Source organism: Cellulomonas sp. P4_A2, assembly GCF_056402515.1.
The window spans coordinates 41,741-57,912 of sequence record NZ_JBFUHG010000004.1; the positions used below are offsets into that span (position 1 = coordinate 41,741).

The following is a 16,172-nucleotide window of genomic DNA, read 5'->3' on the forward strand; positions in this document are numbered from 1 at the left end:
GCACCCACAAGGAGCACTCCCATGGCCAGCCCGACCGCCCCGCTGACGACCCGCCTCTCCGAGGTCGCCGACACCGTCCGTTGGGCGCCCGCGCCGCGGTGGGGCAGCTCCGCGGCCGAGCACGGCAAGTACGTCGGCTACCTCGGCGGCAGCATGCTCGCCTGGACGCTCATCGGCGTGCTGTCCGCCGCCGCGTTCGGCTGGGTCCTCTCGCTCTAGGCGCCGAACCACGTGGTGAGCGCGCGTGGCAGCGCCGCGTCCGTGAGGTCTCCCGCCCAGGCCACGTAGCCGTCGGGACGGAACAGGACCGCCGCGGGTGCGGCGACCTCGCCCACGACCGGCAGCTCCCACGCGCCGTCGTACCCGGCGTCGACGACGCGCACCCGACCCTCGTCGTCGATCCCGCCGGGCTGACCGAGCCGGAGCAGCACGGGACGCGCGGGGTGCAGGAGCTCGTACACGCGGGTCGGGCCGTCGGCGGTCTGCAGGTCGAGGTCCGGCATGCGCCGGCCGAGCAGCGGGTGGCCCTCGCCGAGGTCGTAGCGGACGTCGAGCCCGGAGAGCATCCCGGCGATCCGACGACGCGGCTCGTCCATGCCGAGCAGCTCCCTCATCGTGTCGCGCAGCGCGTCGTGCCGGTCGTCGGGGGTGCTTAGGGCGACCTGCGCCATGGTGTTCTGCAGGACCTTCGCGCCGATCGGGTGGCGCTCGGCGTGGTAGCTCTCGAGCAGCGTGTCGGGCGAGTCCCCGTGCACCACCTGGGCCAGCTTCCAGCCGAGGTTCACCGCGTCCTGCACGCCGATGTTGAGGCCCTGCCCGCCCTGCGGCGGGTGGACGTGGGCCGAATCCCCAGCGAGCAGCACCCGGCCCGCTCGGTAGGAGACCGCCTGCCGGGTGGCGTCGGTGAAGCGGGAGACCCACGTCGGGCTGTGCACGCCGTAGTCGGTGCCGTAAGCGGCGGTCAGCGCCTCCCGGACGTCCTGCAGCGTCGGGTCGTCACGGTCCTCGACGACGTCCCGCTCCATCAGCACGACGCGGTAGCGCGACTCGCCCTCGTCCCGGCTTGCCGGACCGATCCCCCCGCCCTCGCGACGCATCCCGACCTGTGGCGGCTCGGTCGTCTCGACCTCGGCGATCAGGTAGCTCGTCGTCGGCTCCCAGCCGACGAAGTCGATCCCGGCGGCCTTGCGGACCACGCTGCGGCCGCCGTCGCAGCCGACGAGGTACTGCGCGCGCAGCACGGTGCCGTTGGACAGCTCGACGTCGACGCCGGTCTCGTCCTGGGTCAGCCCGGAGACCGACCGCTCGCGCAGGAACGGCACGCCCAGCTCGTCGACCCACTCGGCCAGAAGCCGCTCGATGTGGCTCTGCCAGAGCGCGAGCCCGTAGGGATGGCGGGTCGGGAAGTCGCTGATGTCCATGGAGATGCCGACGAAGCCGGTGATCTGCATCGTCTTGCCCTCGGTCAGGAACCGGTCGACGATGCCCCGCTGGTCGAGCACCTCGATCGTGCGCGCGTGCAGGCCGCCGGCGCGCGACCCGTCGACGTCCTGGGTGGCCCGTCGTTCGACGACGGCGACGTCGACGCCCGCGAGCGCGAGCTCCGCCGCGAGCATCAACCCGGTCGGGCCCGCGCCCGCGATCACCACGGCGTGGTCGGTCATGTGCCTGCTCCTCGCGTCGGCTCCAGCCTGTCCCGGGTGGCCCCGACGCACCAGTGCCGCCAGACGACCGTCGTCGGCTCGTCGGCGATCCGACGGGCGGCCGCGTACGTGGCGCAGGGTCAGCCGGCGGCGCCCGGCGGTCCGGTCAGGACGGTCGGCACGTACTCGAGCAGCTGCAGCCGGCCGTCGAACGTCCGGGACGCGGTCATCTCGAGGCGGACGTCCGGGTACTCGTCGTAGATCCGCTCCTGCCCGGTGGCACCGGTGATCACGGGGAAGACGACCACGCGGAACCGGTCGACGAGGCCCGCCTCCAGCAGCGACCGGCACAGGGTGAGGCTGCCGAGCGTGCGCAGGTTCGCGCCGTCCGCCTTCATCGCGCGGACGGCCTCGACCGGGTCGTCGCGGACCAGGTGCGTGTTGGCCCACTCGAGCGGCTTCGTGAGGGTCGAGGAGAACACCACCTTGGGCAGGTCGGCGAGCGACTCCGTGCCCTCCTCGCCGGCGGCCGAGAACTGCGACATCAGGCGGTACGTCGTCGCTCCCATGAGGATCGTGTGGTCGCGCTCGGGCGACGCCTCGAGCCAGGCCAGGTACTCCGGCCCCTCCAGACCCCAGAACCCGGGCCACCCCTCCGCGGACGCGTAGCCGTCGAGCGACGTGATGAAGTCCACCAGCAGCTCTGCCATGGATCCACCGTGCTCGGGAGCCGGACGGCCCGCAACTCAGGCGGAGCCGGGCCACTCGAGGTCAGGTCCTGGGTGCGTACATGATGACGGCCACGCCGAGCAGGCAGATCGCCGCGCCGATGATGTCCCAGCGGTCGGGCGCGAACTTGTCGACGACCACGCCCCACGCCAACGACCCCGCCACGAAGATGCCGCCGTACGCGGCCAGGATCCGCCCGAAGCTGGCGTCGGGCTGCAGGGTCGCGACGAACCCGTAGGCACCGAGGGCGACGACGCCCGCCCCGATCCAGAGGGCACCGCGATGCTCCCGCACGCCCTGCCAGATGAGCCACGCACCGCCGATCTCCGCGAGCGCGGCGAGAGCGAACAGCGAGATCGAGCGCAGGACCGTCATGGGCAGCGAGTCTGCCGTCTCGGGCCGGCGGTCCACCCCCTAGGCGCCCGTGCGGCTAGGGCGATCCCATGCGCTGTACCTCGAAGACCGGATCACCGGCGGGAGGCTCGGACGAGGTCGAGATTCCCGCGCCGAGGGTGGCGAGCACGGCCAGGGCCAGGGCTCCGCCGACGGCAGCGGCGACAGCGCGCACACGCGCGGCACGGGCAGTCAGCGGTCGTGGGGTCGTCGGGTCCAGGTCCATCTCGAACTCGATGACCGTCTGGAGGTGAGCCGTGCGGCTCACGGTCGTGTCCGGCATGGCACGGTCCTCGGTGCGCAGGGGCGAGCGCTCACCGTGAGGGTGGCAGCGCGCGGCGACGAGCTCGCCGGTGGTGGGCCGCTCAGTGACCCGAACCGCGAGGTTCAGGAGGTCTGGTGCCGCTCGATCGCGCGTTGCGCTTCCGGGAGCGCCAAGGGGATCGCGGAGGACAGCGCGTCCGTGGCCCGGGTGATCGGGCCGTGCAGACGCTGGGGTTCCCACGTCCCGGAGCGCCCGATGACACCGACCACGCCGACGACGTGGTCGTCGTGGTCACGGATTCCCGAGGCGATGCACGACCATCCGGGCGTGTGCTCCTCGCGTTCGACGGCGGTGCCGTCCTCGAGGGTCGCGCTGATGGCGGCGAGCAGGACACGGCGGGTCGGCGGCGAGTACCGGGTGCGGCGGCGGATGCCGGCGGCGAGGAACGCGTCGACGCGGTCGGGGTGCTCGGCGTAGGCGATGCGGCCGGCCGCCTTGAACAGGATGGCGGGCTCAGCGGGTTCGACGGTGGGCCAGCCGTCGAGGGTGACGTCGACGGCGGCGGCGCGGCTGTGGCCGTAGGCGACGTGGAGGGTGACCATCGTCAGGTCCGGCTCGACCGTCTGGACGAACGCGACCTCCCCGGTTCGGGCGAGGAGGTCCTGCACGTGGGGCGCGGTCGCAGCGCGGAACGGGTGCCTGGCAAGTGCGGCAGCGCCGAGGGAGACCAGTCGCGGGCCGAGCTCGTACCCGTCGGGGCACCGGGCCAGCAGGCCGCGCGCGATGAGGTCCGCGGCGATCCGTCGGACGGTCGGCTTCGGCAGGCCGGCGTCGCGGGCGAGGTCGGCCTGCTTGATGCAGCCGGCCGCTTCGACGATCTCGAGCAGGAGCGTCGCGCGCCCCACCACGGTTCCGTCGTCCACGGTCCCCACGTGTCCAGGGTCCTCCGCCGGTGCTGATCAGGGAATCAGCGGCACCACTCGAGTTCCGGGTGAACCTGAGGTGGTTTCTCCCTTCAAGGTCCGGCACCCGAGCGGCCGCCGTGAGCCCGCGGACGACGACCGCCCGCCCCCTGCGTTCACGTGGCGGACACCGCGAGCGGTGATGCTGGCGGCATGACGACGACCACCGACCTGCCTCTCGTCCCCGCTGACCTCGCCCAGGACGTCGACCTCGCCCTCCGCGCCGTGACCGTCGGGCTGGCCGTCTCCCGAGGTGACGGCGACCGCGGCGTGCTTCGACTCAAGGGCCCGAACGACCTCGTCACCGCGGTCGACCTCGCAACCGAGGCGGCGATCGTCGGTGCGCTGGCAGCGGGCTCGTCGCTGCCCGTACAGGGCGAGGAGGGCAGCCCCGGCGAGTCGGCTCCCGATCGCTGGGTCGTCGACCCGATCGACGGCACCGCGAACTTCGTCGCCGGACTGCCACTGGTCGCGTGCACGCTCGCCCGGCTCGCGGGCGGCGACCCGGTCGTCGGGGTGACCGCGGATGTCACGACCGGCGAGACCGTGTGGGCCGCGCGCGGTGCCGGCACCTGGCTCCGTGCGACGAGCGCGACGAGCGACGTCCGCGTCACCACCCGCTCCGCCTCGATCGACTCCCTGACGGTGACCGTCGGCGATCTGTCCTGGACCTCGGTGTCGCCGTGGCCGCTCGACGTCCGGGCCGCGGTCCTGCGCGAAGCCGCGGGGACGTTCGGCAGGCTGCGGGTGGTCGGCACGTCCGCCACCGAGCTCTCCTGGGTGGCGACCGGTCGCACGTCGGCGTCGCTGGCGTTCGGCAACGCGGCCTGGGACGTCGTCGCCGGGGTGGTGCTCGTCCGCGAGGCCGGCGGAGTCGTGCTCGACGGTCGTGGGGAGCCGTGGTCGCTCGCGTCGGACTCGATCCTGGCGGCGGCGACGCCCGAGATCGCCGAGGCGATGGTGGCCGCGGTCAGGCGAGCCGGGGTCGGATCACGCTGACGAAGCCATCAGCGTTGTCGTCCCGCGGGCGGCCCGGTCATGGGTGGCCCCCGTGAGGCGTGTACGGGGGATTCCTCGCCGCATCGTCGCGGCAGACGGCCTCGGCGCTCGGGGCGCCGACGATCTCGCACGGATCTACCTTCACGGGGGCGGCAGCAGGTCCGCACAGGGCAGGCATCACCGCCGTGAACCCCTGCCACTGGCAGACGCCGCGGCGCTCTGCTGCGCTGTGCTCGACCTCGCAGACGGCGGAGGCCGGACACCCGGTCGTCGCGTCGCCCTGCCTCCCGTCGAACGTGCCGACGCTGGTCCCGACCGCCGCTGCGACCAGCGCGACGACGAGCAGCAGACCGCCGGGCACCCGGATCGGACGTCGGTCGACGGTCTCGCGTGGTTGCCCGTCGTCCTCGACGAGCTCGACCTCCACGAGGCGGGGTCGACGTCGGGCTGCTCGGGTAGTGGTGAGAGGCATGCCACGGACCGTGCCCCGGGTGGGTATCGGGGCGGCCCGGACCCGGTATCCATCCAGTATTCGGCACCTTGACCGGGATCTGCGCAGACCGGATCATCCCGGTCATGGGCAGCATCCAGGTGCTCGGACCTGCTCGGGTCGACGGCAACGGCGACCTGGGCCCCCGTGAGCGGACGGTCCTCGCAGCCCTGGTGCTGCTCCTAGGCCGTCCCGTGAGCCCCGACCAGCTCGCGGACGCCGTCTGGGGAGACGCCCTGCCGGCGACATGGAACAAGCAGGTGCAGGCGGCAGTAGGTCGCGTGCGGCGGTCACTCGGGCCCTCCGCGATCGAGACGACACCGACGGGGTACCGGCTCGTCGTCGAGCCGCGCACGGTCGACGTCACGCAGTTCGAGTCCGAGGTCACGCGTGCAAGGACGTACGCCGCAACCGGTGAGCCCGCCCGAGCCGCTGTGGTCTTCGACCGGGCGCTGAGCCTGTGGGACGGTCCGGCCTTCGCGGACCTCGCCTCCTGGGAGCTCGGCCGCTCGCAGGCTCAGCGTCTCGAAGAGGTGCGTCGCACCGTCCAGGAGGACCTGCTCGAGGCCCGTCTGGCCATCGGAGACAGTCGCGGCGTCGCCGCCGACGCCGAGTCCGCGGTACGCGCCGAGCCGTTGCGGGAACGCCGGTGGGCGGTGCTCGCTCTCGCCCAGTACCGGGACAGCAGGCAGGCGGACGCGCTTGCGACGCTGCGACGCGCGCGCCGCGTGCTCGCCGACGAGCTGGGGATCGACCCGGGCGCCGCGCTGGTGGAGCTCGAGCGGCAGGTGCTGCGGCAGGATCCGCGCGCGGCGGGCCTGGGCCAGCGATCGAACGCTCGGCCGACCTGCCCGTGGAAAGGCCTCGCTGCCTACGACGCGGCGGACCAGGACGACTACTTCGGTCGCGAGGACGAGGTCACGGCCTGCCTGTCCCGGCTCGACGCCATGCCCGTGCTGGTCCTCACCGGCGAGTCGGGCTGCGGCAAGAGCTCGCTGATGCGGGCGGGCCTCGTCGCCGCGCTCAGAGACGCCGGCCGACGCGTCTCGGTCACGGTGCCGGGGCCGTCGCCAGTCGCGGGCCTGCAGGCGGCGCTCGCGGGCATCGGCGCCGGCGACGTCCTGGCCGTCGACCAGCTCGAGAGCCTGTTCTTGCTCGATCAGGACCGTGCGCAGATCGTGGAGTACTGCGGGTTGCTGCGCCGCCATGTCCAGGACGGCGGGGTGCTCCTGCTCGCGGTCCGCGCCGACAAGATGGGCGGACTCGCCGCCGACGCGACGCTCGGCGCCCTGGCAGAACGCGGGCTGCACCTGGTGCCGCCGCTCGCCGGTGACGATCTGCGGCACGCGATCGAGGAGCCGGCGCGGCTGTCCGGCCTGACGCTCGAGCATGGACTCGTCGACCTCCTCCTGCGAGACGTCGAGGCCGACCCTGGCGCCCTGCCGCTGCTCTCGCACGCGCTGGTCGAGACCTGGCACAGTCGCGAGGGGAACGTGCTGACGGTCGAGTCGTACCTCAGCTCCGGCGGTATCAGCGGGGCCGTCGCACGCTCGGCCGACCGCCTCTACGAGCGCCTGCCCGAAGCGCAGCGGTCGCTGTGCCGGTCGATCCTCCTGCGCCTGGTCGCACCGTCGACCGACGGCCCGCCCGTCCCGCGGCGGGTGCCCGTCTCGTCGATGAGCGGCGACGCTGCGCGCGAGCAGGTGGTCGCCGACCTGGTCGGAGCCCGCCTGCTGACGGCACGCGAGGACAGCATCGAGATGGCGCACGAGTCGTTGGCCAGAGCATGGCCGCGCCTGCGCTCGTGGATCGACGACGATGCCGTCGGCACGCGCCTGCTCCGGCACCTGGTCACCGCGACCGAGGCGTGGGAGGCGCTCGGCCGACCCGACTCGGACTTGTATCGCGGCGGCCGTCTGGACGCGGCGATCGAGTGGCGCGACACCGCCGCGCCGAACCTCACGACCGCCGAGGAGGAGTTCCTGGCGGCATCGGTCGCGCTGCGCTCGTCGGCACTCGATGCCGAACGGGCGCGCGCAGCAGCGGAGCGGCGCCAGAACCGCAGGCTGCGCGTGGCCCTGGCGGCGACCGCCGTCGTCCTCGTGCTCGCGCTGGTCGCGGCCGGGGCCGCGGGCGCACTCGGGCGGCGCGCCCGCACCGCTCAGGAGAGCGCCGAGATCGAGGCCGTCACGAGCGGGTCACAGGCCGCCCACGACACCAACCGCGCCGTGGCCGCACTGCTCGCTGTCGAGGCGTACCGACGCTGGCCCGACGATCCCCGGACCAGGTCCGCGCTCCTGGGAGTGTTCACGGCGTCGCCGGGCTTTCAGGGATACGTGCAGGTCCCCGAGGCGAAGGCCGTCGTCTCCGGGGCGCTCCTCGGTGACGACTCGCACGCCATCGTCGCGCTCGACGACTCGCGCTTGACGGTGATGGACCTCGAGACCGGAGCGCTCGACTACCGGTTCCCCGACGACCACGTCCCCGCGATGGAGAACTCCCAGGTCGTCGTGAGTGCCGACGGGACGACCGTGGCGCACCTGGCCTTGGCCCCGTCGCCGCAGGACGACTGCATCGACGCCATGGAGGACGACCCCATCGACCGGACGATCCCGTTCGACGCCGGCGGTTCGGCGCCGGTGTGTGCGTCGGTCGCGACGTTCGACGTCGCCACGGGCGCAGCGCTCCTCAGACGCACGGTGGTGCCGGCCGTGTCCGGGGCGATCGCGCTGAGCCCCGACGGCACCACCCTGGCCGTCCTGCGGCGTGAGGACGGCGCCGTGCTGCTGCTCGACGCGCGCGACGGGCACGCGCTCGGCGCCCTGCCGGCGTCCCGCGAACCCCCGCCCTACAGCCAGGGGCTCCTGGACGTCGACTCAGGCGCCGTGGTGTTCGACTCGGCGGGACGGCTCTACGTCGGGGCGCACGACGGGCCCGTGCGGGTCCTCGCGCCGCGCACGACCTCCGTCGTGCGGACGCTCGCAGTCCCGTCCGGCGCCGCCAGCGTCTCCCTGGCCGTCTCTGAGGACACCGTCATCGCCGTCGGAGCGGCGACCGCCACGGACGTCGCCCTCGAGGATGGCTCTGTGCGATGGACGGCCGTCCTGCCTCCGACCGGCATCTGGAGTCTCAGCTGCGTCTCAGCGGCGGTCTCCTGGACGCAGGGGCGTCTCCTGTGCAGCAGCTGGGACGGGGTCGTCACGGAGCGTGACCTCGCGACCGGCCAGCCGACGGGTGTCGAGCGTGATACCCAGACCGGGCACTTCGGACCGATCTCCGTGTCGAGCGACGGTTCGACGATCGCCACGTTCGGCCAGGTCACGCCGCAGATCACGCGGTGGAGGCTCGACGGGACGGGACCGGTCACACGGCTCGTCGCCGCAGGGCAGGCGCCTATCGGCGGTTTCGGGCCTGACGGCTCGACCCTGCTGGTCGGCGCGGTTCCCGACGTCCCCGGGGGTGTGCCGACGGGCCAAGCCGTCTGGGACGTGGCGGAGGACCGCGCCGCTGCCACGCCCGACCGGCCGGTCTCCGAGCTCTTGTGGGGCTCCCGCGAGACGCCCGTCGCGCTCATCGACGGGGACGAGGAAGTCTTCCGCCTCGAGGTCCCGTCGGGCCGACTCCGGCCACTGAGATCCGTCCGGGGCGTGGAGAACAGCCTGGTGCCGGCCGGGAACGATCTGATGGCCGTCTACCTGCAGGGCCCCCGTTGGGTCGAGCTGATCGACCCCGTGGCCGACAAGGTGGTCGGCCGCCCGATCCCGACTCCTCAGTACGTCTTCGGGATGTCCGCAGCACCGGACGGCAGCGTGCTCGCGACCGAACAGGTCGACGACACCGGCCTGTTCTCCAACTCGCACACCCGCTTCTACGACCTCGCGACAGGGGCCGAACGGCCGCAGGCACTCGCCGGCTCGTGGTGGACCGTCGTCGGCGACGACGACCTCATCGTGACGACGATGGGCTCGGACGTCTCGGTGCTCCGGCCGGACACGCTCGCCCCGGTCCGTGAGATGGCGAGCATGCCCGGGTCGATCAAGGACGTCGCCCTCAGCGATGACGGCCACACCCTCGTCGCGACCTCGACGAACCAGCTCGCCGCCCTGTACGACCCGACGACCGGGATCCGCCTGGGCAGCCTCATCCACCTGCCGGTGCGGTTCAGCACCCGCGCCTACCTCAGCCACGACGGGACGACCCTGGCCGTCGCGGGCCGCGACGGCGTGCTGCTGTGGGACCTGTCCCCAGCCGACCTCGCTGCCGCCGCATGTCACGTCGCCGGTCGCAACCTGACGGCGTCCGAGTGGGCGACCTACCTGCCGTCGCTGGGCTCGCCCCGCGCTACCTGCCCGACCGACTGACTGACCGCCATGGCCGATGGCTACGCGCACGCGTAGTGTCGAAGGACAGCATCTGCTCGTCGTGAGGTCGGTGGGTCATGACTACCTACAAGGTCGGATACTTCGTCGGAAGCTTGTCCTCGACGTCGATCAACCGCACGCTCTCGAAGGCCCTGATCCGGCTCGCTCCGGACGACCTGACGTTCACCGAGATCCCGATCCGGGGCCTGCCGTTGTACAGCCAGGACTACGACGAGGACTTCCCGCCGGAGGCACGAGCGCTCAAGGACGCGATCGCCGCAGTCCAGGCCGTCCTGTTCGTGACGCCGGAGTTCAACCGATCCATCCCCGGTGCCCTGAAGAACGCCATCGACTGGGCGTCCCGACCGTGGGGTCAGAACTCGTTCGACCACATCCCCGCAGGGGTCATCGGGATGTCCGTCGGCCAGATCGGCACCGCGCTCGCCCAGCAGAGCCTGCGGGCGGTGCTCAGCTTCGTCAACGCCCGGCAGATGACGGCCCCCGAGGCCTACCTCACCTGGAAGCCGGACTTGTTCACCGACGACGGACAGGTCCTGGTGCCGTCGACCGAGGAGTTCCTGCGCGACTACATGACCGCGTTCCGCGAGCACGTGGTCCGCGTCCTGACCGTCCTGCCCCGATAGCGGACAGGCTTCCGGTTCGTCAGATCGTCCTCCGACCGCCCAGCGCGCGTCAGCCGAGCCGCGCCACCCGCACGACGTCGCGGGAGTACAGCGAATCGGCGTAGGCGACGCCGACCAGCATGGGGCCGACCCCACGAACCTCGACCAGACCCGCAGGGATCGGTGCGCTCCAGACCTGGTCGGGCCCGGTCAGCGAGTACGCGTCGATCCGGTCGCCGCCCGCCTGGCCCGGGTTCCGCACGGCGAGCAGGGCACGCCCGTCGGTCATGATGCTGCCGTAGGTGACGCCGTCGGACGGCTCGATGGTCCAGAGCAGCTTGCCCGAGCGCCCGTCGAGAACATCGATCCCCTGACCTGCGAGCACGTAGACACGGCCGAGCAGGACCAGTGCGCCGTACCCGCTCTTCGAGATGTCGGCGGTCCAGAGGGTCCGGCCCGTCGTCGCGTCGGAGCCGCGCAGCGAGCCGACCCGAACCGCCTCCTCGCCACCGTCCGTGGCTGCCGAAGGCAAGGGAACCGTGAGGATCAGGCCGGGCACGCTGCCGTCGTCGACAGCCGTGTAGACCAGCTCGCCCGGGAGCTCGTGCTCCACCGTGCCGTCGGCGCCGAGCAGCTGCGTGCTCGTCCCGCTGCTGGTGGAGGAGACCGCGAGGAAGCGGTCGGCGGTGGGAGCCTCGACGATCGAGCTGCCCCCCGTGGACCCGTCGCGCTCGGGCTGCACCGCCAGCGGCACACCGTCCTCGTCGAGCCGCATCGCCCAGGTGCTCGAGCTGACCTCGATGAGACCGTCGACGCTCTGGACGGACGGCACGTAGTCGGGGCGGATTGCCGTGGGCGGGACGTCGAGACGCCGGGACCAGGCGGTGTCGCCCGACGCCGGGTCGTACGCGGTGACGTCGACGCCGCCGTCGGTCCACCGGGCCAGCACGACACGGTCGCCCGAAACGGCGATCCCGGCCTGGCCCGACGGCAGCTGCGCCAGCTCGTGCCCGTCGTGCGTGTCGAGGACGCGCACCAGCGTCTCGGTCGCGGCGACCCTCTCGTACAGGCCGTTCGTCTCGAACCCGTCGCTGACCATGCACGCGAGCGAGGTCGGCTCGGGCGTACTGACTGGCAGGCAGAATCCCGACGCCGTGCCACCCCCGCCCTCGAGCGCCTTAGCCAGAGCCGCGTTCGGGCCGTACACGACGGTCGACCAGCGCTCTGCACCCGTCGTGAGGTCGACGGCGACGACCCGCTGCGTGCCGTCCGGGTCGACCACGATGTTCATCGCCGCCCCGTCGGCCACGATCCCGTTCGCGGCCGCATTCGACGTCGTGCCGGCGATGTCCCAGCGGATCGGCAGGTCGGGATCGATCGGCGCGAGCACCCCGGGGACGTCGGCCAGGCCGGCGAGCAGCGAGCGCTGACGCGCGTCGGTGATGCCCTGGTAGGCGACGAGCGCGAGCACGACGGCCGCCGCTGCGACGGGTACCAGCCACCATCGTCGTCGACGAGGCGGTCGCGGGACGCCTGCGTCGTCGTCCACCCTGGCGCCACCGGTCGCGTGGTCGGTCAGCTCGATGTCCTGCATCCCGCCCCCGCGCGCCATCGGGTGATGATATGGCGTCGCACGGGGTTGCCGGGCAGGGTCGGTCGGGCCACGAGCTGGAGGCCGGGCGGCCCTTGCCGGATCGACCCTGGTGCTGGCCCGCGCCTTGGTCGCGCACCCTTGGGCCACCTGGTCTCTCTCGGTCCGTGGCTCTCCGGCGACACCGTGCTCAGTGACCAACACGGGCTACGACGACCCACCCCCCGCCGGGCGTCACCCCCGCGCGCATCACGCCCCCTACCTCGGCGATCCGCTCCCCCAGGCCCAGCAGCCCCCGGCCGGTACCGAGCACCCCGTCGACGGCTGACGAGCGCGCCGGGTCGTTCTCGACTCGTACGTCGACGACGCACCCGTCGGCCCGCACGGAGATCCGTACCTCGGCGCCGGGGGCGTAGCGCAGCGCGTTGGTCAGGCTCTCTTGAACGACACGGAATGCGAGATGCGCCACCGGCGCGGGCAGGGCGTCGCTGTCGCCCTCGAGCCGATACGTGACGTCGAGCCCGCTGCGGCCCGCACGTTCCACAACCTCGTCGACGAGCGCCAGATCCTGCGTGACGACGTCGTGGCCGCCGAGCAGCTCGATGAGCCGCTCCAGGTCGTCACGCCCCTGTGACGCGGACTCGGCGATCGCCGCGAGCGCCTCGCGCGCCCGGGCAGGGGACGCGTCGACGAGCCGCTGGCCCGCGGCGGCCTGGATCACCATGACGCTGATGGCGTGCCCGACGATGTCGTGCAGCTCGGATGCGATCCGTGCCCGCTCGCGCCGCAAGGTCAGCTCGGTGAGCAGCTCGCGCTCCTCCTCCACCTCGCGGGCCCGCTCCTCCAGCTCCTCCGCGGTCTCCCGGCGCAGGCGCAGGACCGTCCCGGCGACGAACGGCGGGACCGTGAACATCAGCGTGGCGACGGTGTCGTCGGAGCCCATGACCGCCACGCAGATGGCGACGTATGCCGCGGCGCCCGCCGCGACCCCGAGTGCCGCGCGGCCCGACCAGGCGAGCGCCAGCAGCGCGAAGCTCGCGCTGAACGGGATGAGCAGGGCGTCCGGCACCCATCCGTCGGGCGCCGTCACGAGAGCGAGCAGGAACCCGGTCAGTGCGACCACGGCCGCGGCCCGGGGTCGGGACCGCCACCACACGAGCGCCACGCCGGCGGCGAGGGACAACGCCGTGGCGACGTTCCCCGCGACACTCGTCGGCCACCCGTGCGCGATCGTCGGAACGACGACGACGCCCACGGTGCCGACGACGATCGCGACCGTCTCCCGCGTGCGCATCGGACCTACCCGGCGACCGGCAGCAGCGCGATCGCTCGCGCCTGACCGCGCCCCACCCGCAGGTCGACGGACCCACCCAGCAACCGCGCTCGCTCGCGCGCCCGGGTCAGTGCGGTCCGCACGTCGGCGCCGCGCTCGACCGGACCGTGCACCCGCAGCTCGAGTGCGCCGCGGGCGAACCGCACCTCGACGTCCACCCGACAGTCCGGGGCGTGGGGGGGGGGGGGGGGGGCGGGGGGGGGCGGGGGGGCTCTCGGGCTGCGAACGGCGGGCCAGCAGCGCGTCGAGGTGGGCCACGGCGGGGACGGGCGCGAGCGTGACCGCGGCACCCCCGACACCCCGGAGCTGTCCGACGACGCGGCGCATCTCCTCGAGGGTGCTGCGACTGTCCGCCTCGAGCTGCGCGAGCAGCGCGCGCGTCTGCTCGGGATCAAGATCGTCGCCTGAGCGAGCGGCACGACCGAGCAGGTCGAGCCGTTCGCGCAGCAGCGTGTCGAGCTCGCGAGAGAGGGCCGCGCGGTCCTCGTCGACCTCCAGCGCGAGGCGTGCGTCGCGGACGGTGCGCAGCTCGTCGTTGCGCGCGGCCAGCTCACGGGTGAGTGCCGTCCGGTACCGCACGGCGCGGGCGATGACGAAGACGACGACCGCGACCGGCAGGGCGAGCGTCACGGCTCCGAGCCCGGCCGTCGCATCGCGGACGAGCACTGCCACGACGGTCAGGAGGGCAAGCACGAGCGTGGCCCAAGCACGGGTCCGCTCGTACGCGATGCCCCCGAGGAACGCGATCACGAACGCCAGGGGAAGCCCTGACCCGCACCGCCCCTGCCAGCCGAACACGAGATCGTGCAGCGCGACGACGCCCAGCATGATGCCGCCGACCTGCAGCACCCCGCGCCCCCACCACAGCGGCGCGGCGCACGCGACGAGCCACAGCGGAAGCATCCACCAGGAGTGCGGGTCGACCGCGTGGGCGGCTTCGCCTGTCGCGACCGCTCGAGCCACCTCGGTGTCGCCGGTCAGCATGTCAGCGACCATCTGCACGGCGCCGAGCGCGGTGAGGGCACCCGCCAGCACCCAGTCGACCGGGCGCACCCCTCCCAGGATGCCGCGGAAGCCCTCACTCATCGTCGCCACCTCGCTCGTGGGCAGGACGCTCAGACGCGGACGCGCTCAGCGGCCAGCGTAGGGGCGCCGCCCGCGCGAGCGACACGGCTCTGGACCAGAAGTCCGGCGCCGTAGGCCAGCGCGGCCAGCGGCAGACCCAGGCCCAGGGCGCCCAGTCCCCCGGTCGAGGAGTCCTGGATGAGGACGACGACCTGCAGGACGACGACTCCGGCGAGCCCGAGCGCGTGCCGTGCCGGTCCGCCGGCGAAGCGCGCCACGGCGTACGCGTAGGCGATCGCGAGCGGCAGCCCCACCCCGCAGCGGGTGATCCAGCCGAACATCGGCAGGCTCGCGGTGATGACGAGGATCGAGACGAGCAGCGCGGGAAGCACGGCCGTCCGGCGCAGAAGGATCGGGACCGTCGCCAGCACGAGCACGAGCACGATCGCCCACGAGTGCGAGTCCATCGCGTGCGCGAGGTCGGCGTCGGGGCCGGACAGCACGTTCTCCACGCCGATCAGCACGGCGAGGACGACGAGCGCGGTCGTCAGGACGTAGTCGGACGGCCGCACCCCCTTGAGGAGCGTGTTCATGGTGATGTCCTTCGGTCAGGCCCGAGGAGGGCGGTCTTTGGTGACAGCCCTACCGTCACGGACGGCAGGCGTCGTCCGCGTCGGCGGTACGGACGATCCTGGGTGGCCGGCGTCCTCCTCACGGTCGGCGCGTCATCCTCAAGGACGACCCGCGCGGCGCGGACAGCGCCCACAATGTCCACGTGATCAGGGTGCTCGTCGCCGACGACCAGGCATTGGTGCGGACCGGCTTCCGCGTGATCCTCGAGTCCGAAGGGGACATCGAGGTGGTCGCCGAGGCCGAGAACGGCGTGGAGGCGGTCCGGCTCGCGGCGCTCGAGAAGCCTGCCGTCGTGCTCATGGACATCCGGATGCCCGAGCTCGACGGGCTCGCGGCCACCGAGCAGATCCTGCGCATGTCCCAGCCGCCGACCGTCGTCGTCCTGACCACGTTCGACCAGAACGAGTACGTCTACCGCGCCCTGCGCGCCGGCGCCGCGGGCTTCCTGCTCAAGGACGCGCCCGCCTCGCGACTCGTCGCCGCGGTCCGCGCAGCGGCCACCGGCGACTCCCTCATCGAGCCGTCCATCACCGCGCGCCTCGTCGAGCGGTTTGCCGAGCAGGCGCCCTCGTCGAGAGTGCCCGACGCGCTCGCGGGGTTGACGGAACGTGAGCTCGACGTCCTGCGGCTCGTGGCCCGGGGGTTGTCGAACGCGGAGGTCGCGCGGGAGATGGTGGTCGCGGAGACGACGGTCAAGACCCACGTGGCGCGGATCCTCGCCAAGCTCGGGGTGCGGGACCGCGTCCAGGCGGTCGTCGTCGCGTACGAAACCGGCTTCGTGACCCGGGCTCGCTGACGACGCAGCGGAGGGGAACGTATCCGGCGGAATCGCACTCACATGGTCCGCGAGGACGACGTCAGGTTTCCGCGTCCCTGTCCACGGGACCAGCGTCCAGCAGGGCGCATCCTCGCCACCACGACCCGGTAGGAAAGGACTTGACCGCAAGGTGGCTGCGATCGGCTCGTCGGTATAGATGTTGTCAGCCCCTAGACGGACAGGAGCGCCCTCGGTTCGGGCGACGTCAGCCCCACCAGAAGTTCGAGGAAACTTCGATGGGACGCAACCCATCGAGCGTGCCCGAAGG

Annotated in this window: 14 protein-coding genes; 5 read left to right on the plus strand and 9 right to left on the minus strand. The window is 72.7% G+C overall.

Features of this window, described 5'->3' with window-relative positions:
- Window positions 1-21: 21 nt before the first annotated feature.
- Entirely contained in the window at window positions 22-219 is a 198-nt protein-coding gene (locus AC1DUE_RS04965) for a chemotaxis protein CheW (RefSeq protein WP_477038291.1), read from the plus strand.
- Here the strand turns inward: AC1DUE_RS04965 and AC1DUE_RS04970 are convergent.
- The 5 genes from AC1DUE_RS04970 to AC1DUE_RS04990 all read right to left on the minus strand — a co-directional run bounded on the left by AC1DUE_RS04970 (window position 216) and on the right by AC1DUE_RS04990 (window position 3,962).
- Complete coding sequence (locus AC1DUE_RS04970) at window positions 216-1,664, minus strand: FAD-dependent monooxygenase (protein WP_477038292.1); 1,449 nt, start codon at window positions 1,662-1,664, stop codon at window positions 216-218. The genes AC1DUE_RS04965 and AC1DUE_RS04970 overlap by 4 nt on opposite strands.
- A gap of 119 nt (window positions 1,665-1,783) precedes the next feature.
- On the minus strand, window positions 1,784-2,353 hold the full coding sequence (locus tag AC1DUE_RS04975; protein WP_477038293.1) for a dihydrofolate reductase family protein: 570 nt from the start codon (window positions 2,351-2,353) through the stop codon (window positions 1,784-1,786).
- A 61-nt stretch (window positions 2,354-2,414) separates the two neighbouring features.
- The gene (locus AC1DUE_RS04980) at window positions 2,415-2,747 is read right to left on the minus strand and encodes a YnfA family protein (protein ID WP_477038294.1); all 333 of its coding nucleotides are present in this window, start codon (window positions 2,745-2,747) and stop codon (window positions 2,415-2,417) included.
- 55 nt (window positions 2,748-2,802) lie between these two features.
- Window positions 2,803-3,048 carry a hypothetical protein gene (locus AC1DUE_RS04985; RefSeq protein WP_477038295.1) on the minus strand — a complete coding sequence of 82 codons (246 nt, stop codon included), beginning with the start codon at window positions 3,046-3,048 and terminating at the stop codon, window positions 2,803-2,805.
- Between the two features lie 104 nt (window positions 3,049-3,152).
- Complete coding sequence (locus AC1DUE_RS04990; RefSeq protein WP_477038296.1) at window positions 3,153-3,962, minus strand: IclR family transcriptional regulator domain-containing protein; 810 nt, start codon at window positions 3,960-3,962, stop codon at window positions 3,153-3,155.
- 183 nt (window positions 3,963-4,145) lie between these two features.
- Between AC1DUE_RS04990 and AC1DUE_RS04995 the strand changes: the two genes are divergently transcribed.
- Complete coding sequence (locus AC1DUE_RS04995; protein WP_477038297.1) at window positions 4,146-4,991, plus strand: inositol monophosphatase family protein; 846 nt, start codon at window positions 4,146-4,148, stop codon at window positions 4,989-4,991.
- 37 nt (window positions 4,992-5,028) lie between these two features.
- Here the strand turns inward: AC1DUE_RS04995 and AC1DUE_RS05000 are convergent, their stop codons facing one another.
- Complete coding sequence (locus AC1DUE_RS05000) at window positions 5,029-5,463, minus strand: hypothetical protein (RefSeq protein ID WP_477038298.1); 435 nt, start codon at window positions 5,461-5,463, stop codon at window positions 5,029-5,031.
- A 104-nt stretch (window positions 5,464-5,567) separates the two neighbouring features.
- Here AC1DUE_RS05000 and AC1DUE_RS05005 point away from each other — a divergent pair, with 104 nt between their 5' ends.
- Together AC1DUE_RS05005 and AC1DUE_RS05010 are read left to right on the plus strand one after the other, a co-directional pair.
- Window positions 5,568-9,842: an nSTAND1 domain-containing NTPase gene (locus AC1DUE_RS05005; RefSeq protein WP_477038299.1), complete on the plus strand. Its 4,275-nt coding sequence runs from the start codon at window positions 5,568-5,570 to the stop codon at window positions 9,840-9,842.
- Window positions 9,843-9,919: 77 nt separating this feature from the next.
- A complete protein-coding gene (locus AC1DUE_RS05010) occupies window positions 9,920-10,486 on the plus strand; it encodes an NADPH-dependent FMN reductase (protein WP_477038300.1) in 567 nt (188 codons plus the stop codon).
- Between the two features lie 49 nt (window positions 10,487-10,535).
- On the opposite strand, the gene AC1DUE_RS05015 is transcribed toward AC1DUE_RS05010, so the two are convergent.
- The 3 genes from AC1DUE_RS05015 to AC1DUE_RS05025 form a co-directional block, all read right to left on the minus strand.
- Window positions 10,536-12,077: an outer membrane protein assembly factor BamB family protein gene (locus AC1DUE_RS05015; RefSeq protein ID WP_477038301.1), complete on the minus strand. Its 1,542-nt coding sequence runs from the start codon at window positions 12,075-12,077 to the stop codon at window positions 10,536-10,538.
- Window positions 12,078-12,246: 169 nt separating this feature from the next.
- On the minus strand, window positions 12,247-14,475 hold the full coding sequence (locus AC1DUE_RS05020; RefSeq protein ID WP_477038302.1) for a histidine kinase: 2,229 nt from the start codon (window positions 14,473-14,475) through the stop codon (window positions 12,247-12,249).
- A gap of 29 nt (window positions 14,476-14,504) precedes the next feature.
- Window positions 14,505-15,047 carry a hypothetical protein gene (locus tag AC1DUE_RS05025; RefSeq protein WP_477038303.1) on the minus strand — a complete coding sequence of 181 codons (543 nt, stop codon included), beginning with the start codon at window positions 15,045-15,047 and terminating at the stop codon, window positions 14,505-14,507.
- 182 nt (window positions 15,048-15,229) lie between these two features.
- Between AC1DUE_RS05025 and AC1DUE_RS05030 the strand changes: the two genes are divergently transcribed.
- Window positions 15,230-15,883: a response regulator transcription factor gene (locus AC1DUE_RS05030; RefSeq protein ID WP_477038304.1), complete on the plus strand. Its 654-nt coding sequence runs from the start codon at window positions 15,230-15,232 to the stop codon at window positions 15,881-15,883.
- The last annotated feature ends 289 nt before the right edge of the window (window positions 15,884-16,172 follow it).